The following is a 19,370-nucleotide window of genomic DNA, read 5'->3' as shown; positions in this document are numbered from 1 at the left end:
ATAAGTGCGAGGAGACGGCCCCATGGATTTGCCCGAGCGCATTGAAACCGGACTGCAGCTCGCCCTGCGGCTGTCCACGGCCAATGGCTGTCCTCCCCTTCTGGCCAAGGGGCTGCGCCACGCGGTTTTCCCCGGCGGCGCACGTATCCGTCCCCGTCTGTGTCTGGCCGTGGCGACGGCCTGCGGTGATCGGGACCCGCAGGCCGCCACCGCGGCGGCTGTGGGGATTGAGCTGCTGCACTGCGCCTCACTAGTGCATGACGACATGCCCTGCTTCGACAATGCCGCCACCCGCCGGGGACAGACATCCGTGCATACGGAGTTTGGGGAGGACATCGCCCTTCTGGTGGGTGACGGCCTGATCGTGGCGGCGTTTGAGACGGTGGCGCGGGAAACCCTGCACAACCCCCGCCTGACAGCGCCATTGATCGCCACCATCGCCAAGGCCGTGGGATCACCCTATGGGCTTGTCGCCGGTCAAGCGTGGGAGAGTGAACCAGAGATCGACATCACCCAGTATCATCGCGCCAAGACGGCGTCGTTGTTCGCGGGCGCGGTCTCTGCCGGCGCGTTGGCCTCCGGCGGCAGCCCACAGGATTGGCTGACTTTGGCCGATGCCCTGGGTTCCGCCTATCAGGTTGCAGATGATCTTTATGATGCGATCGGCCTGACGGGCAGCATGGGCAAGCCGGTCGGCCAGGATGGGCGCAATGGCAAACCCAACATCGCGATGTCCCTCGGCATTCCCGCCGTCCTGAAACATCTGCGCACCCTGGTGGAAACGGCTGCGGACAGTGTGCCCGATTGTGCCGGGCGGGATGCGTTTCGCGCGATGATCCGGAACGAGGCGACACGGCTGATGCCAAAGACGCTCTCTGTCAGCGCAGCTTGACACAGGCATGTCGGCACAGTCCGCCAAAAGCCAGATTATCCCGCCGGTGCTGACCGACAGCCTGCCGCTTGCCCTGCGGCTGCGGCTCTGGCGCAACCGGCTTGTGGCATCGCCCCGGTTCCGCCAGCTGATTGCCCGGCTGCCGCTGTTGCGCAGTATCGGCAACCGCAAGGCTAACGACCTGTTCCGCCTGACCGGTGGCTTCATCTTCTCCCAGGTGCTGCTGGCCGGTGTCCGGCTAGGGCTTTATGAGACCTTGCAGGGCGCACCGGCAACAACCGGGGTTCTGGCCGCGCATCTGGGCATCCCGGAGGGGCGCCTGCGCGTGCTGCTGCGGGCCAACGTTTGCCTGGGCCTTCTGCTTGAACCGGCACCCGACCTCTGGGTGCTGGATGATGCCGGGGCCGTGCTGGCCAGTGACCGGGGACTCGGTGCCATGGTGCTGCACCACGCCATGCTGTATCGCGACCTGACCGAACCCGACCACCTGCTGCGCACTGCCGGCGCACAGACGGAACTACGCCAATACTGGGCTTATGTCCGGGATATGGGGACCGGGGGGCCACAGGCGGCAGAGGTCGATGGCTATTCCCTGCTGATGCGGGAAAGCCAGGCCATGATGGCCGACTGCATCCTGGCGGCCCATGATTTCGGACAGACGCGCATCCTGCTTGATGTCGGGGGTGGCGACGGCGCGTTCCTGGCAGCCGCAGCCGACCGCCATGCCAGCCTGCAACTGCGGCTGTTCGACCTTCCCGCTGTCGCCGACCGTGCCGTCTGCCACCTGGAATCACTGGGGCTGGGAGCGCGTACACGGGTTCATGGCGGGGATTTCGTTCGCGACCCGCTGCCCGATGATGCCGATTGCGTCACCCTGGTCCGAATTCTCTGCGATCATGATGATTCGCGGGTGGCGGCCCTTCTCGCCAATCTCCACCGGTCGTTGCGCCCCGGAACAACGCTGATCGTCGCTGAAGCCATGGATGGAACATCCGAAGGCGCGCGGCTCAGCGCCGCCTATTTCGGCTTCTATTTCCTGGCAATGGGGTCCGGGCGCTGCCGTAGCGCGCAGGAAATCGCCGGCTTCCTGTCATCCACCGGCTTTCAGGCGGTTCGCACGGTGACCACGTCGAACCCACTTATCGCCACTTTGGTCACCGCGCGCCGATAGCGGAACGGGGCCAGACGGTTAAAAAGTGTAAATATTGATTGACAGTTATATGTGTCAACTTAATATGACACTTGCGTAATCAGAAGCTATGCCTTGGGGAGGCGACAAGATGTACGCGTCGGCCATCGTGTTCGAGAAACCGGGAGAGGTCGCCGTTCGGCGGCTGGCTCTCCACGTTCCCGGCCCCGCCGACGTCGTGGTCGAGACGGTTGCCAGCGGCGTTTCCACAGGAACGGAGAAGATGCTGTTCCAGGGGACCATGCCGCGTTTTCCCGGCATGGCCTATCCCTTGGTCCCTGGGTACGAAACGGTCGGTCGCGTGGTTCAGGCCGGACCTTTGTCAGGACATCAGGTTGGCGAGATAGTGTTTGTACCGGGCGCCAGTTGCTATGCCGATGCGGCGGGCTTGTTCGGGGCCAACGCGTCACAACTGATCGTGCCGGGCGCACGGGTATTCACGATTGGCCCCGACCTGGAAGAGAATGGGGTGCTGCTGGCCCTGGCGGCAACGGCGCACCACGCGGTGATGCGGGCGCGGGGGCCGGTCGATCTGGTCATCGGCCATGGCGTGCTGGGACGGTTGATCGCCCGCATTGTGATGGCGCTTGGTTTTGCGGCACCCGTGGTTTGGGAAAAGGCGTCTGTGCGCCGTCCCGGTGCCACCGGTTACACGGTGACTGATCCCGGTGATGACGGCGACGTCCGCTACGGCACCGCCGTCGATGCCAGCGGCGATGCCGCCGCTATCGACGGGATCATCACACGCCTGCGCAAGCCGGCGGAGCTGGTTCTGGCCGGATTTTACGGAGAACGCGTTGGCTATGCCTTCGCCCCGGCCTTCATGCGGGAACTGACACTGTCCATCGCGGCGGAATTCCGTCCCGACGATGTTTCCGCCGTCATCGCGCTGGTGGAAACCGGGCGCCTGTCCCTCGACGGTTTGCTGACTCACCAGGCCGCACCGGCCCAGGCGTCATCCGCCTACTCAACCGCGTTCAACGACCTCGGCTGCCTGAAAATGGTGATCGACTGGAGGAAAGCCGCATGAGTCTTGATCTGGACGTCCGCAGCAGCCCGAAAACCATGAGCAGGCGCCTGCGTGAGGAGGCGGCCATCGAACCCGATGCGCCGCATGTCGGCAAGGTCACCAAGGAAACCCAGATCATCGCTATCTATGGCAAGGGCGGCATCGGCAAGAGCTTCACGCTCGCCAACCTGTCCTACATGCTGGCGCAGCTGGGTAAGAAAGTGCTGCTGATCGGATGCGATCCGAAAAGCGATACGACATCGCTGCTGTTCGGCGGCCGTGCCTGCCCCACCATCATCCAGACGGCCTCGCGCCGCAAGGATGCGGGCCAGGAAGTGTCCATCTCCGATGTCTGCTTCAAGCGCGATGGCGTGTTCGCCATGGAACTCGGTGGGCCGGAAGTGGGCCGTGGCTGCGGTGGTCGTGGCATCATCCATGGGTTTGAGACACTGGAAAAGCTGGGGTTCCATGAATGGGACTTCGATTATGTCCTGCTGGATTTCCTGGGTGATGTGGTCTGCGGCGGCTTCGGCCTGCCGATTGCCCGCGACATGTGCCAGAAGGTGGTGGTGGTTGGTTCCAACGACCTCCAGTCGCTGTATGTCGCCAACAATGTCTGCTCGGCGGTGAAGTATTTCCGCAATCTGGGCGGCAATGTAGGTGTGGCCGGTCTGGTCATCAACAAGGATGACGGCACCGGTGAGGCGCAGGCTTTCGCGGACGCCGTCGGCATCCCGGTCCTGGCCTCCATCCCGCAGGATGAGGATATTCGCCGCAAAAGCGCCAACTACCAGATCATCGGCACGCCCGATAACCGCTGGGGCCCGCTGTTTGAGGCGCTGTCCATCAATCTGGCCGAAGCCCCGCCGGTGCTGCCCCGCCCACTGGATCAGGACGGCCTGCTGGGCCTGTTCGATGCCAGCCAGACGGGTGGCAATTTCCAGCTGGAACCGGCAACGCCAGAAGATATGTGCCCCGCGGGCGCGCTGAAACGCGCCTCGCTCGAAGTCATCTACGACCGGGTCTGAGGGGCACATAAGATGGACGACCAGCCTTTGGACTTCACACGCGACGCTGCCGGCGAGACGGCCCTTTCGGGGGACGACGGACACTCTGCCACTGCCGCCGGGTGCCATGGTGGTGTCGAACTGTCGCGTGCCGCCGCCCGTGCGGCTGGTAATGACGAGGTGATGGACCGGCTGGAACGCGATTACCCTAAGGGGCCGCATGACCAGCCGCAATCCATGTGCCCGGCCTTCGGGTCACTGCGCGTCGGTCTGCGCATGCGGCGGGTGGGCACCATCCTGTCGGGGTCCGCCTGCTGCGTCTATGGCCTCACCTTCACCTCGCACTTTTACGGTGCCAAGCGCTCTGTCGGCTATGTGCCGTTCAGTTCAGAGACGCTGGTCACTGGCAAGCTGTACGAGGATATTGTGGAGGCGGTTCATCAGATGGCCGATCCCGGCAAGTATGATGCCGTTATCGTCACCAATCTCTGCGTGCCCACAGCCTCCGGCGTGCCGTTGAAAATGCTGCCGAAGCAGATTGACGGGGTTCGCATTATCGGTATCGATGTCCCCGGCTTTGGCGTGCCCACGCATGCGGAGGCCAAGGATGTGCTGTCGGGCGCCATGCTGGCCTACGCCCGGCAGGAGGCCGAGGCCGGCCCGGTGCAGATGCCGCGCGCCGGCCTGAAGGATAAACCCACGGTAACGCTGGTGGGGGAGATGTTCCCCGCCGATCCCGTGGTGATCGGTAATATGCTGGAGCCGATGGGTCTGGCCGTGGGGCCGACCATTCCCGTGCGGGAGTGGCGCGATCTCTATGCCGCGCTGGATTGTGCCGCCGTGGCGGCCATCCACCCCTTCTACACGGCGACGTTCCGTGAATTCACTGCCGCCGGACGGCCCATCGTGGGGTCGGCTCCCATCGGGCTGGACGGCACAGATGCTTGGCTGTCGGCCATCGGGCAACGCTGCGACTTGCCGCAGACGCGGATTGATCAGACGCGCAACGCCATGCGCGCGGCCATCACGGCGGGTCTTGCCGCCAACCGTATCAATGGCCGTATCACCCTGTCGGGCTATGAAGGGTCCGAACTGCTGGTCGGGCGACTGCTGGTCGAACTGGGGGCGGACCTGCGTTATGTCGGCACGGCCTGTCCCAAGACGCCGTACAATGCCGAAGATGCGGAATGGCTGAAAGCCAAGGGCGTGATCGTCCGCTTCCGCGCCTCGCTGGAGCAGGATCTGGCGGCGTTTGCCGAGTTCAAACCTGATCTGGCCATTGGCACCACGCCCGTGGTCCAGAAGGCCAAGGAAGCGGGAACGCCGGCCCTGTACTTCACCAACCTGATTTCCGCCCGTCCCCTGATGGGTCCTGCGGGGCCGGGGTCGCTGCCACCGGTCATCAACGCGGCCATTGCTAACAAGCATCGCTTTGATGCCATGAACGCCTTCTTTGAAGGGGTCGGCACCGGTGATGCCGCCGGCATCTGGGAAGATGTGCCCCAGGACCGCAGCGCGTTCCGCCGCAAGTACGGTGCCCGTGTCAACCAATCGCGCAATGCGGTCGAGAATGGAGATAGCGTCGGATGCTGATCCTCGACCATGACAGAGCCGGTGGCTATTGGGGCAGCGTCTACGCCTTCACGGCGATCAAGGGGCTGCAGGTCATCATCGACGGCCCCGTGGGCTGCGAAAACCTGCCTGTCACCTCCGTCCTGCACTATACCGACGCCCTGCCCCCGCATGAGCTGCCCATCGTCGTCAGCGGCCTGTCGGAGGATGAACTGGGCCGCCATGGCACCGAAGGGGCGATGAAGCGGGCGCGTCAGGCGCTGGACCCAAACCTTCCCGCTGTGGTGGTAACCGGGTCGATAGCGGAGATGATCGGCGGTGGTGTCACGCCGGAAGGGTCGAACATCGTCCGCTTCCTGCCGCGCACAATCGACGAGGATCAATGGCAGAGTGCCGACCGCGCCATGAAATGGCTGTGGACGGAATTCGGGCCCAAGGGTGGCAAGGTCCCTGCCCCGCGCCGCCGGCCCGACGGGGCCAAGCCTCGGGTCAATATCATCGGCCCGATCTATGGCACCTACAACATGCCATCTGACTTGGCCGAAATCCGGCGTCTGGTCGAAGGGTTGGGGGCTGAGATCAACATGGTCTTCCCCCTGGGCAGCCATGTCGATGATGTGCGCAAGCTGGCCGATGCCGATGCCAATATCTGCCTGTACCGGGAATTCGGGCGCCTTTTGTGCGAGACGTTGGATCGACCCTACTTGCAGGCCCCCATCGGTATTCACTCCACGACCGCCTTCCTGCGGCAGCTGGGTGAGATGCTGGGGCTCGACCCGGAACCCTTCATTCGCCGTGAAAAGCACACGACGCTGAAGCCGCTCTGGGATCTCTGGCGGTCGGTGACGCAGGATTTCTTTGGCACGGCCAGCTTTGCCATCGTGGCGAGCGAGACCTATACGCGCGGCGTGCGCAATTTCCTCGAAGAGGAAATGGGCCTGCCCTGCGCCTTCGCGGTACAGCGCAAGCCGGGGGTCAAGACCGACAATGATGCGGTCCAGGACCTGATCACCGGCAAGCCGCCGATGGTGATGTTCGGTTCCTTCAATGAACGCATGTACATGAACGAACGGGGCCAGCGGGGCAAGTTCATTCAGCTTTCCTATCCCGGTGCCATTGTCCGTCGCCATATCGGCACGCCGGTCATGGGCTATTCGGGTGCGGCCTGGTTGATCCAGGAGGTCTGCAACGCCCTGTTCGACATGCTGTTCGACATCCTGCCCCGGGCGGGTGAACTGGATGCCATCGAACCGACAACAACCCGGAGCGGTGCCATGCCCTGGACGGCGGATGCGCAGGCGCTGCTGGAGCGTCGCATCCTTGCGGAGCCTGTTCTGGTCCGGATTTCAGCTGCCAAGCGCGTGCGCGAAGCAGCCGAACGTGAGGCGCGCCGCGACGGCGCGTCGGAAGTCACGCTGCGTCATGTCGACGGGGCGGCGAGGGTACACGCTTGAAGAAGTAATCAGAATGCCGTCGGGGGACGGCAGCGGGGAGGACAAGATGATGTTCAGCATTGGACATGGGGGCGCCAGGGACCGCCAGTTGGAGCGCGCAGAAATGCGCCTCGTCTTCCTGATTTCCTATCCGCTCTGCCTGATGGCCGCGATGGCCAGCCGGATTACCCACATTTTCGACCGCCGGGCAGTGCGCCCCGTGCAGTCCATCTTTGCTGAGGCCCGTTCGTCGGCCCACGCCGCCATCGGTTACGCGTTCAACGTGTAACCACTTCCTTGCCGGTGTGCTCGACACCGTCAAAAACCCGGTAATGCCGCCTTGGTGGCACTGCTGGAACCCTGCCGCGGGGGCGCCGCGGCATTCGAGACTAGGAGGTGGATTTGATGGCTGACTCATCAAACGTCTCACTTTCGGGTCTGACCGAAAGCGAAGCTCGCGAGGTCCATTCGTTCTTCATCCAGGGTTTCCTGATCTTCACGGTGATTGCCATCGCCGCGCATGTTCTGGTCTGGATGTGGCGTCCGTGGATCCCTGGTCCCAATGGTTATGCCTCTCTGGAAGGCATTGGCCAAACGGCACAATCACTGCTGCCGATGATCGGCTAAGGAGAAAGCGACATGTGGAGAATCTGGCTGATGTTCGACCCGCGCAAGGCGCTGGTTGCACTGTCCGTGTTTCTGTTCACGCTCGCCATCCTGATCCATTTCATCCTGTTGAGCACTGAACGGTTCAACTGGCTGGAGGGCAAGCCCCTCAAGACCAGCGCGATCGAACATTCGCTCTCCCTGGATGCGGATCAACCGAGCGTCGGCTGAGAACCTCAAGACGGCAGCAGGCGTGGCCGGTGACGGCCCCGCCCGCCGCCAACTTTCACCAAAAGACATCGCCAACTGGATGACCAACTGGCTGGCCTCTCTCGGAGGGCACGTACATGGCGCTGCTCAGTTTTGAACGCAAATATCGCGTGCGCGGTGGAACGCTGATCGGCGGCGACCTGTTCGACTTCTGGGTCGGGCCCTTCTATGTCGGGTTCTTCGGCGTCACCACCGCTTTTTTTGCCGCTTTGGGTACGGCGCTGATCCTGTACGGGGCGGCGATCGGACCAACATGGAACATCTGGCAAATTTCCATCGCTCCCCCTGACTTGTCCTATGGGCTGGCGCTTGCGCCGCTGAAACAAGGGGGGCTTTGGCAGTTGATCACCGTCTGCGCCTTAGGGGCCTTTTGCTCTTGGGCATTGCGCGAGGTGGAAATCTGCCGAAAGCTGGGGATCGGGTATCACGTACCGTTTGCCTTCTCGTTCGCCATCTTCGCCTATGCGACGCTGGTGGTATTCCGCCCGCTGCTGCTGGGCGCCTGGGGGAACGGCTTTCCATACGGCATCTTCAGTCATCTCGACTGGGTGTCGAATGTCGGGTACCAATATCTGCATTTCCATTACAATCCTGCACACATGATCGCCGTGTCGTTCTTCTTCACGACGACGCTGGCGCTGTCGCTGCATGGTGGCCTGATCCTGTCCGCCGCTAATCCCGGCGCCTCGCTCGACGAGCCGGGCAAACAGGCAGAAGTAAAGACGCCGGAGTATGAAGACACCTTCTTCCGCGACATCATCGGCTATTCGATCGGCACGCTGGGTATCCACCGTCTGGGTCTTGTCCTGGCGCTGAATGCCGGATTCTGGAGCGCCGTCTGCATCATCATCAGTGGGCCCTTCTGGAATAAGGGCTGGCCCCAGTGGTGGAGCTGGTGGCTTGAACTTCCGATCTGGCGCTGAGGAGGACGTGTGATGGCACAATATCAGAACATCATCACCCCGATCCAAGTCAGCGGCCCCGCCGAAGAAGGCATGCCGCTGCCCCGGGGCGATAGTCCGCGTACCGGTAAGCCGTTCTTCGTGCGTCTGTTCGGTATGATCGGAAATGCGCAGCTCGGGCCGATTTACCTGGGCTACCTAGGCACCCTGTCGCTGGTCTTCGGCTTCATCGCGTTCGAGATCATTGGTCTGAACATGCTGGCTTCCGTCGGCTGGGACCCGATCCAGTTCGTCCGTCAGCTTTTCTGGCTGGGCCTTGAACCGCCAGCCGCCAAATATGGGCTGAAGGTCCTGCCGCCGCTGGCGGAAGGGGGATGGTGGCTGATCGCCGGCTTCTTCCTGACCCTGTCGGTTCTGCTCTGGTGGGTTCGCGTCTATCGCCGTGCACGCCAATTGGAGATGGGCACGCATGTGGCCTGGGCCTTTGCGGCGGCGATCTGGCTGTTCCTGGTGCTGGGCTTCATCCGCCCGCTGCTGATGGGCAACTTCTCCGAGGCGGTGCCCTTCGGCATCTTCCCGCATCTGGACTGGACGGCCGCCTTCTCCATCCGCTATGGCAATCTCTACTACAACCCTTTCCACTGCCTTTCCATCGTCTTCCTGTACGGATCGGTCCTGCTGTTCGCCATGCATGGCGCGACGATCCTGGCGGTGGGCAAGTATGGCGGCGAGCGTGAGCTGGAACAGATCACTGACCGGGGCACCGCCTCTGAACGTGCCGCTTTGTTCTGGCGCTGGACGATGGGTTTCAATGCAACCATGGAATCCGTTCACCGCTGGGCCTGGTGGTTCGCCATCCTAACACCGCTGACGGGCGGCATCGGCATCCTGCTGACCGGCACCGTGGTCGACAATTGGTACCTGTGGGGCGTCAACCACGGGCTTGTCTCACCGCTGCCCGACTTGTGGCCCAACGTCGTCGATCCGGCGCAATAAGGGAGGGAGGACCATGAAACTCTGGTTACCATTCGCCGCCTCCGCTGGCGCCTTGCTGGCCGTGGCCAGCTTCGTCGGCGCGGGCTGGGATGCACCGCCCGTTGCCACCGAACAGCTCGGCTTTCGCGGCACCGGCATGTATCACCATCGGGACGTGGAGACGGAGGCTGCCCTCAAGGCCGCCAATGTCGCCCCCCCCGCCCCCTGGGAAGCTGACCCATCAGGGGACAAGGCCTCTGCGCTTTATCAGAACGTCCAGGTCCTGGGCAATCTGTCGGGCGACCAGTTCAATCAGTTCATGGCCTCCATCACCGAATGGGTGGCGCCGGAAGCTGGCTGTAACTACTGTCATAACCCCGACAATATGGCGTCAGACGAGATCTATCAAAAGGTCGTCGCCCGACGCATGATCCAGATGACCCAGTCAATCAACGTCGACTGGAAGCCCCATGTGGCTGAAACGGGTGTCACCTGCTACACCTGCCATCGTGGCAAGGGTGTCCCAGCTCAAGTCTGGAGCACGACGTTGGACCCCAAGCCTGCGGGCAATATGACGTCCAACCGCAGCGGTCAGAATGTTGTCGCGGTCAATGCCGGCAAAACCTCCCTGCCGCAGAACGCTCTGTCGGATTATCTGCTGGGTGACAAGCCGATCCGGGTGCATTCCACGACGGCCCTTCCCACGGGCAAGAACCCCGCCGGGACCAAGGAAACCGAAGAAACATGGGCACTGATGGTGCACATGTCGGAATCGCTCGGCGTGAACTGCACGACCTGCCACAACACCCGCGCCTTCAATGACTGGGACCAGAGCCCGCCGCAGCGGGTGACCGCCTGGCACGGTATCAAGATGGCCCGACATCTGAACGTGAACTACATGGAAGGCCTGTCACCCGTGTTTCCGGCCAATCGTAAGGGTCCGGAGGGTGATGTCCTGAAAATCGGTTGTGCGACGTGCCATAACGGGGTGCAGAAGCCGCTTTATGGTGTGTCTATGCTGAAGGATTACATCGACGCTGTTGCCGTCAAGGGTCCGTCCGATGTGCCGAACTTCAGCACTTATATTCCGGGCAAGACCGAAGTGCTGGGTGGCAGCGCCGCCACGCCCGTTACCCAGCCATAAAGGGCCTGCTGCGGGCACGTCCCGCAGCTTCCCCTGTCATGGGCCGTCGTTCCCCCATGACGGCGACAACTCCAGGGGGAGCCGCAAGGCTCCCCCTGTTTTCTTTTGTCCAGCGCATGTGAAACGGGCTAGCAGTCGCCGACGCTCATCGCTGATCCACGACTTTGAAAATCAGGCCGCTTGGCCGAAGGACAGGTCGGGAAACCGGTCCATGTAGATCCGCAGCCACGGTGTGAAGCTGTTGGGATCGCGCGCGATTTCACGCCGTAGGTTGGCCAAGCTGATCCATCGGATAGCCTCAACCTCTTCCGGGTCCGGAAATGAGACCAGACGGGTCCTATCAGCCGAGGCGCTGAACAGCGTCACACGCTCATGCTCGCGCAGGCCAGCGCCGACATCAGCCTCATAATCGACAGTCTGGTGACGCCGCAGGGGCAGCGTAATCCCCAGTTCCTCTGTCAAACGGCGGGCGGCGCAATCTTCAACCGTTTCCTGCCAGTGCGGGTGGGAGCAGCAGGTGTTGGCCCAAAGACCCCCGCAATGATATTTGCCCTGGGCACGCTTCTGCAGCAGCAATCGGTCCCTGTCAAAGACGAAGACCGACACCGCCAGATGCAGTTGGCCCGTGATATGGGCCTGCATCTTCTCGATTGGATAAAGCGATCCGTCGGCGGCCACCGCCGGAATGACGATTTTTCGATCAATCATGCCCATGGCCGCCTCCCGGGGTCACGCCACCTTCCGGGCCAGCGCACATTGAGACCACAGGGACGACAATGCATCGGCCAGATGCTTGATATCAGCGTCCGAATGCAACGGCGTCGGCGTGATGCGCAGACGTTCGGTGCCCACCGGAACGGTGGGATAGTTGATGGGCTGCACATAGATCCCGAACTGATCCAGCAGGATGTCGGAAATCCATTTGCACTTGGCAGCATTGCCCACCATCACCGGCACAATATGGCTGGGATTATGCATGTGTGGGATGCCGCGCGCGTCCAGTGCCTGGCGCACCTTGGCCACCGTCGCCTGATGGCGGGCCCGTTCGACCTGGCTTTCCTTCAGATGCCGGATTGCCTCGGTGGCACCGGCGGCCAGTGCCGGCGGCAGGGCCGTGGTGAAGATGAAGCCGGATGCGAAGGAGCGGACGAAATCGACCAGCACTTCCGATCCCGTGATATAACCGCCCATGCAGCCATAGGCCTTGCCAAGCGTGCCTTCGATAACCGTGATCCGGTCCATCAGGCCTTCCCGCTCTGCCACGCCGCCGCCACGGGGGCCGTACATGCCGACGGCATGCACTTCATCGATATAGGTGATGGCACCGAATTCATCGGCCACGTCGCAGATCTCCTTGATCGGCGCGATGTCGCCATCCATCGAATAGACGGATTCAAACGCGACCATCTTCGGCAGCTTCGGATCATCGGCGGCCATCAGCTTGCGCAAATGCTGATAATCATTGTGCCGGAAGACACGGCGCTCACAACCGGAATGGCGGATGCCCTCGATCATCGAGGCATGGTTCAGGGCATCGGAATAGACAATGATGCCCGGGATGCGTGACAGCAGGGTACCCAGCGCCGCCCAGTTAGAGACATAGCCGGAAGTGAAGATGAGCGCCGCTTCCTTGCCATGCAGGTCAGCGAGCTCCTTCTCCAACTGCACATGGTAATGGTTGGTGCCGGAGATATTGCGGGTGCCGCCGGCCCCTGCCCCGCATTTGGCGATGATTTCCGTCATCCGCCCGGTCACTTTGGGATTCTGTCCCATGCCCAGATAATCATTGGAACACCAGACGGTGACTTCACCTGTGTCACCATCGGCACGGTGGACTGTCGCCCGGGGAAAGGCACTGCACTGACGTTCCAGTTCAGCGAAGACGCGGTAATTGCCCGCTGTCTTCAGGTCGTGCAATGCCTGTTGCATATGAGCGAAAATGTCCATCTTTAATCCCCTTTCCGTCCCTGTATTCCAGATTTATTGCTGCTTGTCGGCCGCTGGCCCGACAATGGGCGACCGGCCATGTTTGACCCCACCCGGCACCGCCCAGCGCCAAAGCGCCGTATCGGAGACGGGAAGGACGAGAACCAGATGTTCAAGGATGGCCAGCGCCATAAACGTCGCCAGCAGTGAGTGCCCGACCACGGAATGATCCTGTGTCGCCTCACTGGCTGCGATGACCAGAAGGACGAACAGGGCCACCGCCACCCCCATCAGCAGATAGAAAAGCGGCGTTAGGTGATCGGTCTTGAAGTAGCTTTTCAGATGCGCGATGCGGCTTGGCATCAATTCGCTGATTGCGTTGGGCGCCCCGAAGAAGATCAGCAGCTTGGCAGAAATCCGCATCCCCCACAGCAGCCCGAACGCCGCCAGACCGAACAGGTTGGGACTGTCCGACAGCAGCAGCCACAGTACCAGCCCTGTGATCAGGATGGCGATCTCATGGTCACTGATTGCTTCCCACGCCGCCCGGAACCGGGCGAAACCGGACAAGGCCGGCGGGCATTCCCCAGACCGACCACCCATCAGGACACCGGTCAGGAACGCCGCTTCATGCCAGGCCCAGACCAGCAGCGCCCCGAAGAACCCGGCATAGGACCCGAACGAGGTTTTCTCCTGCGCCCCAATCCACATCAGACCAACGCCGGCGACGCCGAACAGCGTCATCAGCGGCATGACCTGTACCGGACCCCAGCCGCCACGCTCGGTCCGATGGACCATGGCCAGAACAAGCCCGGTCGACAACCACCAGACCCCGATGGCGATCAGCACAACGATGACCGGGTTGGCGACTTCCATGGCGCCCTACCAGACCGGCTGAAGGCGGGAGGTCGCGGGGATCGCGTTCGTCTTTGCCGGGATCATGTACATGCGCAGGAAGTTGACGCCCGCAGCAGCGCCCCAGAAAGCCTTGCCGACCGCGCCCATAACGCCACCGCGCTGTTTGGCCGCCATCATGCGCTGGTTAATCCGTTCCATGCGCCGGAACCCCTCGCACAGGGCGGGATTGTCCAGGTCCAGGACCAGCGGGAAGCATTGGCGCGAAATCTCCGACGTCAGGCGGAAAACGCGCATGTCGTAATCATCAATATTCACGCCCATGGCGGCATGAAAGGCCGGGCGCATATGGTCGCGCACATACATGGTGGCGAACACAGCCAACAGGAAAAACTTGATCCATAGCTTGTTGACGCCCTGCATCAAACGTTCATCCGAACGGATGATCAAAGAGAACGCCTCACCATGCGAGAATTCGTCATTACACCATTCCTTGAACCATTTGAAAATCGGGTGAAACCGGCGATCCGGGTTCTTTTCCAGATGGCGGAAGATGGTAATGTATCGGGCGTAGCCGATCTTTTCCGACAGGTAGGTGGCGTAATAAATGAACTTGGGCTTGAAGTAGGTGTACTTCTTGGCCTTGGCCAGGAAGCCCATATTGACGCCGATGCCGAAATCCTTCAGCGCGTCATTGATGAAACTGGCATGGCGGGACTCATCACGGCTCATGTAGCCGAACAGCTCACAGATTTCCTTGTTGGTCCCCCGCCGCTTCATTTCCTTGTAAAGGACGCAGCCTGAAAACTCCGACGTCAGGGAGGAGACCAGGAAATCGGTCAGTTCCTCGCGCAGTGCTGGCTCAAGATCGTTGATGTCAATATTGTCCCAGTCGGCATTGCGGCGGAAATGTCCCCTGTTCGGGTCGCTACGCATTTGCGCGATCAGCGCGTCCCATTCGGCGCGCACCGGCTCCACATTGATCCGATCCATCTCGTCGAAATCGGTGGTGTAGAAGCGCGGCGCCAGCATGGTGGAGACCATCGCGCTGCGCGTGGTGTCATTGACCGCCGCCAGCTTTTCCTCGATTGAGGGTTCATGGTCGTGGAGATTGGCCTTCAGTGCCTGGTTGCTCATGACAACGCCCTCTCCGTGAAGTTGAATTCGCATAATTCCAGCATGTCCAGATCGCCGGTCGCCCGGGTCCAGGCCCGCTCCAGCGCACCGGCCCGGGTAATGGTCGCCTGGCGGCGGAAACTGCGGCTTTCGCCATAGGGCACCTGCACCGGCGCCCCATGCACCAGCACCTCGTCCCCCGGATGGACGATGACGCCATTATCGAAGCGCAGATGAGCGCCCAACGCTTCGAACGTATTGTTGATCTCGACGGTGCAGTCGACGGTTTCCCGCCGCCGCATCAGGACAAAGACGGGGTTCATGACTTCGCTCCCCCTTGCAGGCCGAGCAGGGCGGCAAAGGCCGCCGCGTTGTCCCGGCCAAATGCGTCAAGATAGATGCGTTCGCCCGTCGCGGTGTCCGACAGGCTAACCCGCCCGGATTCCCAACGGATCAGACGGTAGGGCGCGTCCTTGGGTGCCGCCGCCACATCGCGCATCCGTTCAAAGGCCCGCAAGGAGCCACGAACGAACCCGCCCTCATCAACGGGGTAGTCGGCAATCACCGCCCCCGTCGTCGCGTCCGTGACCATCACCCTATCGCCTGCGGCGCGGGTGATGGTGATATCGCGGATCGCGACGGGACGGCTCGCCTCCTCCCGCACCACCCCGATCCCCGTTTCCTGACCGAACATAACGGCGGCTGTGGCGAAGGTCAGAAGCATGGCGGTGGACAACAATATCCAGCGCGGGAACCGGTTCGTCCCCCGCCGCTTCCGGCTGTCGAGATAACCCAGGCTAAGCGCGGATGGCATCATCCCCTCCTATTCCGCATCAACAGCATGCGGGATGGTATCAACCAAATTGGCGGCCACCTGCAGACGCGGATGGTCGGACCGGGCGCTGGCATTCTGCCCATAGGCCAGGGTCATAATGGCGGCCACCGCTTCGGCGTCGGCCAGGCAGATCAGGCTGGGTTCCGGGGATGCAAATCGCCAGCCACGAACATGCGGCCACTGCACCATCCAGGACAGCCGATACCCCTGTCGTAGGGCCATGGCGATGGTCCCCGCCTTGCCGCCCAGCCGGCCCAGCGCGACCGTATCGATCTGGGAGAAGGGCAGGTTCAGCGTCATCGACAGGGCCACACCGAACCGCATCACCACCCTTTCGCTTGTGACGGTATAAAGCGTCGTCCGCTCCACCGCCCAGGCGAACAGTTCCAGCAGGCCAAGCGCCAATGCCGCCAGACCAATCAGCACGGCGACAGAAAACAGGATGCCACCCACCGGCTGGCCGTCCGCCACACCGGCAGCGGCGGCCCAAAGGCCCAGGACGACGAAATAGCCGCCGATCCAGTTGCTTTTGAGCACATGCTTAGCCACCAGCCGGGCGGAGGGACGCCCCTGCCAGAGAATCTCCTCACCTGCCGGCAAATGCCCCGGCAGGCCGGGGATCGGCTCAATCTCATGTTCGCGGGCAATGAACTGTTTCACAGCAGCGACTCCTGTCTGTCACTGACAGCGTACAGAAGACCGGCACCGAAATAGGCGGCGATCTTGTCTTCCTCACGCAGGGTCACGATCCCGTCCTGTGCCGTGGCCGGCACGTCCGCGAACTGCGCTGCGGTGACCGCGTGGACATAAAGCTGACGCCGGTTACCGCGACCCGTCTGGATCACAACGAAGTTGTTGGGCAGCAGCACGTTGCGCGCCGTTTCACCGGCGGCGACGGCCACTTCGTAATAGCGGATCAGATGCTCTGACCGGTCCACCCAGACATCGGCAACGGTGCCCGCCACCTTGCCATCGCAGGCGACGACGGACAGGCCGCGCGGATCGGTTTCGCCTTCGGCAATCGCAAAGCCGGCGGCCGTGCGCAGCGGCACGATGCGCGGATCACCATGGGCCGTCATATCAGGATGTTCGGCCCGCTCCGCCCAGGAGCCGGGACCGATGCCAGCCAGAAGCGGGTTGCCCAGCGGTTCGATCGGCGAACCCGGTGCCTTGGCAAAACGCTTGGCGGACAGGGGGCGCGTATCGCGCACAAAGTCCGGCACCTGCTTGGCACCCTGACCATGCGGCAGAACGAAGGTCTTTTTCGGGGGAATGAACAGGAACGGGTTCTTGTTGTACCGTCCCGTCGCATCCTCCTCCAGCGGGTAGCCCTCCCGCCGATCCTCCTGCCGCAGATACCAGAGAAGGCCGGCAAAGAAGAGCCAGAAGGCGTAGAGCACCATCTGCGCCACATCAAGGCTGCCGCCGAGAGAACCGGTCATTTTTGTCCCTCCAGTTGATGGCGCTTGCGCCGGCGTTCAGCCGGGCATCTCCGCCAGGCCCAAACGCATGTCACCAGAACCCACCGCCCGGTAGCGCAGGCCCGTCAGAGGGCCTATCACTGCCAAGCAGACGAAAAGCAGTACGATTTCAAAACTATAGACAGTGAGATAGCCGGCAGCGCGGGTCGTCATCGCCTCACCCAGGCGCCCATCGAGCGCCAGAGAGTTGACGCCATTCTTGATCAGACCGGCGGCCAGCAGGGAGCAGCCCATGGCCGTGGACTGAACCGCCCCCCAGGCACCGACCACGATGCCGCTTTCCGACCGTGCCGATACCGCCATGGCCCCCAGCAGGGTACCCACAGAGAACAGCCCGCCCCCCAGCCCGACACCGGCAGCGCCCAGATAGAACAGGCTGTGAATTTCCAGCGGCTCTGCCAGGATGATCACCGAAAAGGCGCTGATCCCGATCAGCAGGCCGCGCGCGGCGATGCGGTACATCTCCCCGCCCCGGCCCAGGCTTTTCGCTGCCCACGCGAAACCCGCCATGGTGCCCATCGCCCAAAAGCCGGTCAGCAGGGTCGTGCGCCCCACCGACATGCCCAGGATTTCACCTCCATAAGGTTCCAGCAGGATATCCTGCATGGAGAAGGCCGCCGACCCGACCGCAACGGCCAGCAGGAGGCGTACGGTGCCTGCATCGCTACGATACTGAGCAAGCGCGTCCCAGAAGCCGGCACGCGTGCCGCGTTCGGCGACCCGGGCCGGGTTGCGGGCCTCCTGCTTCCAGATGGCGATGACATTAAGAACGATGGTGAAGACCGCTGTCCCTTGGATCACCTGGATCAGGTGCATGGCGGAGAAATCCACCAAGGCCACGGAGTAGAACGCAGACGCCCCGATCATGCCGATCAGCAGCATGACGTACAGCAAGGCGACCACACGCGGTCGCTTTTCCGCCGGGACCAGATCACTGGCCAGCGCCAGCCCCGCCGTCTGTGACATATGCATGCCAAAGCCAGTCAGCATAAAAGCACCGAAGGCACCGACCGCACCCGCCCACTCGGGCCCCACCGTCTGCGATTGCAGCAGCAACAGGGCGAACGGCATGATGGCCAGCCCCCCGAACTGCAACAGGCTGCCCAGCCAGACATAGGGCACACGCCGCCAGCCAAGGACGGAGCGATGGGCATCAGACCGGTAACCGAAGAACAGGCGCAACGGCGCAGCCAGGACCGGGATGGCGATGGCCGCGGACACCAGTTCCACCGGCACGCCTAGTTCCACGATCATCACACGGTTCAAAGTGCCGTTCAGCAGCACCATGACGCAGCCCACCGATATCTGGAACAAAGCCAGTCGCAGCAGGCGCGACAGCGGCATCTCCATGGACGCCGCATCCGCGAACGGCATGTAACGGGTCCCCAGCTTCTGCCAGAGCCCGATAATCCTGCGGTTGGCGGCGCCCATGCTCATGGCCGGAAGACCTCCATGGCTTGGGATTTGTAGAACCCGATGGAAACGCGTTCTGTCCGCCCGACCAGCCAACCCGCCATATCCGAGCCGGCGACCAGGTTGGCGACAAGGTGGTCGGTATCCACCGGATAGATGGAAGGAGAGCGGTTGCCGCGCGGGAAGGCCCGGCCTGCCGCCAACATGGTGCGCAGGAAGCGCGAGCCCGGCGCCAGCGTGAAAACCATCTTGCGGTCGGTGCGCGCCGCCAGCTGTTCCAGCACGCGCGTCGCATGCGCGGCCTCATAATGGATCAGCACATCCATGGCCACCACGGCATCGAACCGGCCATGCTGCACATCCAGCATGTCGCCGCTGTCGAACCGCACCGTGCCCACATGCGCGCCGCCAGACCGATACTCAGTCGCACGCTGACGGGCGAATTCCACCATCTGTGCCGACAGGTCGATACCCAGAACATCGGCACCGCGATCCATCAGTTCCAGCGACATCACGCCGGATCCGCAACCGGCGTCCAAAATGCGCCAGCCTGTCAGGTCCTTCGGCAACAGGCCCATCAGGATTTGACGCATGGTGTCCCGGCCCCGCCGGACGGTCGCGCGGATGCCGCTGACCGGCTGTTCACCGGTCAGCTTCTTCCAGGCATCCAGGGCGGTGCGATCGAAGTAATGTTCGATCTCGCCGGTTCGGCGTATGTGGTCGACATGCGTCATTGCAGGCCCCC

The 19,370-nt window shown here is 62.5% G+C and carries 22 protein-coding genes; 12 read left to right on the top strand and 10 right to left on the bottom strand.

The genetic code is table 11. The features are described from left to right. The first annotated feature begins 22 nt into the window (after positions 1–22). The 12 genes from C0V82_RS18185 to pufC all read left to right on the top strand — a co-directional run bounded on the left by C0V82_RS18185 (position 23) and on the right by pufC (position 10,999). Positions 23–892 carry a polyprenyl synthetase family protein gene (locus tag C0V82_RS18185; RefSeq protein ID WP_102113853.1) on the top strand — a complete coding sequence of 290 codons (870 nt, stop codon included), beginning with the start codon at positions 23–25 and terminating at the stop codon, positions 890–892. Positions 893–899: 7 nt separating this feature from the next. After that, the gene (locus C0V82_RS18180; protein WP_102113852.1) at positions 900–2,063 is read left to right on the top strand and encodes a methyltransferase; all 1,164 of its coding nucleotides are present in this window, start codon (positions 900–902) and stop codon (positions 2,061–2,063) included. Between the two features lie 109 nt (positions 2,064–2,172). After that, positions 2,173–3,111, top strand: coding sequence for a chlorophyll synthesis pathway protein BchC (gene bchC / locus C0V82_RS18175; protein WP_102113851.1), 939 nt, complete (start codon positions 2,173–2,175; stop codon positions 3,109–3,111). A gap of 35 nt (positions 3,112–3,146) precedes the next feature. After that, positions 3,147–4,118, top strand: a complete 972-nt coding sequence (locus C0V82_RS18170) for a chlorophyllide a reductase iron protein subunit X (protein WP_102114388.1) — start codon at positions 3,147–3,149, stop codon at positions 4,116–4,118. Positions 4,119–4,130: 12 nt separating this feature from the next. Next, a complete protein-coding gene (gene bchY / locus C0V82_RS18165) occupies positions 4,131–5,690 on the top strand; it encodes a chlorophyllide a reductase subunit Y (RefSeq protein WP_102113850.1) in 1,560 nt (519 codons plus the stop codon). Beyond that, positions 5,684–7,123, top strand: coding sequence for a chlorophyllide a reductase subunit Z (gene bchZ / locus C0V82_RS18160; RefSeq protein WP_102113849.1), 1,440 nt, complete (start codon positions 5,684–5,686; stop codon positions 7,121–7,123). The genes bchY and bchZ overlap by 7 nt, the downstream gene beginning before the upstream one ends. A gap of 46 nt (positions 7,124–7,169) precedes the next feature. Next, complete coding sequence (locus C0V82_RS18155) at positions 7,170–7,391, top strand: hypothetical protein (RefSeq protein WP_158660026.1); 222 nt, start codon at positions 7,170–7,172, stop codon at positions 7,389–7,391. 116 nt (positions 7,392–7,507) lie between these two features. Continuing rightward, the gene (gene pufB, locus C0V82_RS18150) at positions 7,508–7,729 is read left to right on the top strand and encodes a light-harvesting antenna LH1, beta subunit (protein ID WP_094456670.1); all 222 of its coding nucleotides are present in this window, start codon (positions 7,508–7,510) and stop codon (positions 7,727–7,729) included. Between the two features lie 12 nt (positions 7,730–7,741). Then, complete coding sequence (gene pufA, locus C0V82_RS18145) at positions 7,742–7,939, top strand: light-harvesting antenna LH1, alpha subunit (protein ID WP_102113847.1); 198 nt, start codon at positions 7,742–7,744, stop codon at positions 7,937–7,939. Positions 7,940–8,055: 116 nt separating this feature from the next. Beyond that, entirely contained in the window at positions 8,056–8,901 is an 846-nt protein-coding gene (pufL, locus tag C0V82_RS18140) for a photosynthetic reaction center subunit L (RefSeq protein WP_054166376.1), read from the top strand. A 12-nt stretch (positions 8,902–8,913) separates the two neighbouring features. Then, a complete protein-coding gene (gene pufM / locus C0V82_RS18135) occupies positions 8,914–9,876 on the top strand; it encodes a photosynthetic reaction center subunit M (protein ID WP_102113846.1) in 963 nt (320 codons plus the stop codon). A 13-nt stretch (positions 9,877–9,889) separates the two neighbouring features. Beyond that, positions 9,890–10,999, top strand: a complete 1,110-nt coding sequence (gene pufC / locus C0V82_RS18130; RefSeq protein WP_102113845.1) for a photosynthetic reaction center cytochrome PufC — start codon at positions 9,890–9,892, stop codon at positions 10,997–10,999. 171 nt (positions 11,000–11,170) lie between these two features. Here the strand turns inward: pufC and idi are convergent, their stop codons facing one another. From idi to bchM, 10 genes are read right to left on the bottom strand one after another with little or no spacing between them, the layout of a single operon-like run. After that, positions 11,171–11,713 (bottom strand): isopentenyl-diphosphate delta-isomerase, encoded by a 543-nt coding sequence (gene idi, locus C0V82_RS18125; protein WP_245924278.1) that lies wholly within the window; start codon positions 11,711–11,713, stop codon positions 11,171–11,173. A 15-nt stretch (positions 11,714–11,728) separates the two neighbouring features. Further along, the gene (gene hemA / locus C0V82_RS18120; protein WP_102113844.1) at positions 11,729–12,946 is read right to left on the bottom strand and encodes a 5-aminolevulinate synthase; all 1,218 of its coding nucleotides are present in this window, start codon (positions 12,944–12,946) and stop codon (positions 11,729–11,731) included. A 33-nt stretch (positions 12,947–12,979) separates the two neighbouring features. Further along, positions 12,980–13,801, bottom strand: a complete 822-nt coding sequence (puhE, locus tag C0V82_RS18115) for a putative photosynthetic complex assembly protein PuhE (protein WP_102113843.1) — start codon at positions 13,799–13,801, stop codon at positions 12,980–12,982. Between the two features lie 6 nt (positions 13,802–13,807). Continuing rightward, positions 13,808–14,917 carry a magnesium-protoporphyrin IX monomethyl ester (oxidative) cyclase gene (gene acsF, locus C0V82_RS18110; protein ID WP_102113842.1) on the bottom strand — a complete coding sequence of 370 codons (1,110 nt, stop codon included), beginning with the start codon at positions 14,915–14,917 and terminating at the stop codon, positions 13,808–13,810. Continuing rightward, positions 14,914–15,219 carry a hypothetical protein gene (locus C0V82_RS18105; RefSeq protein WP_102113841.1) on the bottom strand — a complete coding sequence of 102 codons (306 nt, stop codon included), beginning with the start codon at positions 15,217–15,219 and terminating at the stop codon, positions 14,914–14,916. Before C0V82_RS18105 ends, acsF begins: the two co-directional genes overlap by 4 nt. Then, complete coding sequence (puhC, locus tag C0V82_RS18100; protein WP_102114386.1) at positions 15,216–15,710, bottom strand: photosynthetic complex assembly protein PuhC; 495 nt, start codon at positions 15,708–15,710, stop codon at positions 15,216–15,218. The genes C0V82_RS18105 and puhC overlap by 4 nt, the downstream gene beginning before the upstream one ends. 9 nt (positions 15,711–15,719) lie before the next feature. After that, positions 15,720–16,391: a photosynthetic complex putative assembly protein PuhB gene (puhB, locus tag C0V82_RS18095; protein WP_102113840.1), complete on the bottom strand. Its 672-nt coding sequence runs from the start codon at positions 16,389–16,391 to the stop codon at positions 15,720–15,722. After that, positions 16,388–17,173 carry a photosynthetic reaction center subunit H gene (gene puhA / locus C0V82_RS18090; protein ID WP_102113839.1) on the bottom strand — a complete coding sequence of 262 codons (786 nt, stop codon included), beginning with the start codon at positions 17,171–17,173 and terminating at the stop codon, positions 16,388–16,390. Before puhA ends, puhB begins: the two co-directional genes overlap by 4 nt. Positions 17,174–17,209: 36 nt before the next feature. Further along, positions 17,210–18,649 (bottom strand): BCD family MFS transporter, encoded by a 1,440-nt coding sequence (locus C0V82_RS18085; protein ID WP_102113838.1) that lies wholly within the window; start codon positions 18,647–18,649, stop codon positions 17,210–17,212. Then, complete coding sequence (gene bchM, locus C0V82_RS18080; protein ID WP_102113837.1) at positions 18,646–19,359, bottom strand: magnesium protoporphyrin IX methyltransferase; 714 nt, start codon at positions 19,357–19,359, stop codon at positions 18,646–18,648. The genes C0V82_RS18085 and bchM overlap by 4 nt, the downstream gene beginning before the upstream one ends. Positions 19,360–19,370 lie beyond the last annotated feature (11 nt).

This window comes from Niveispirillum cyanobacteriorum, from assembly GCF_002868735.1.
In the GTDB taxonomy this organism is placed as follows: domain Bacteria; phylum Pseudomonadota; class Alphaproteobacteria; order Azospirillales; family Azospirillaceae; genus Niveispirillum; species Niveispirillum cyanobacteriorum.
This window is presented reverse-complemented; position numbering and strand designations above follow the sequence as displayed.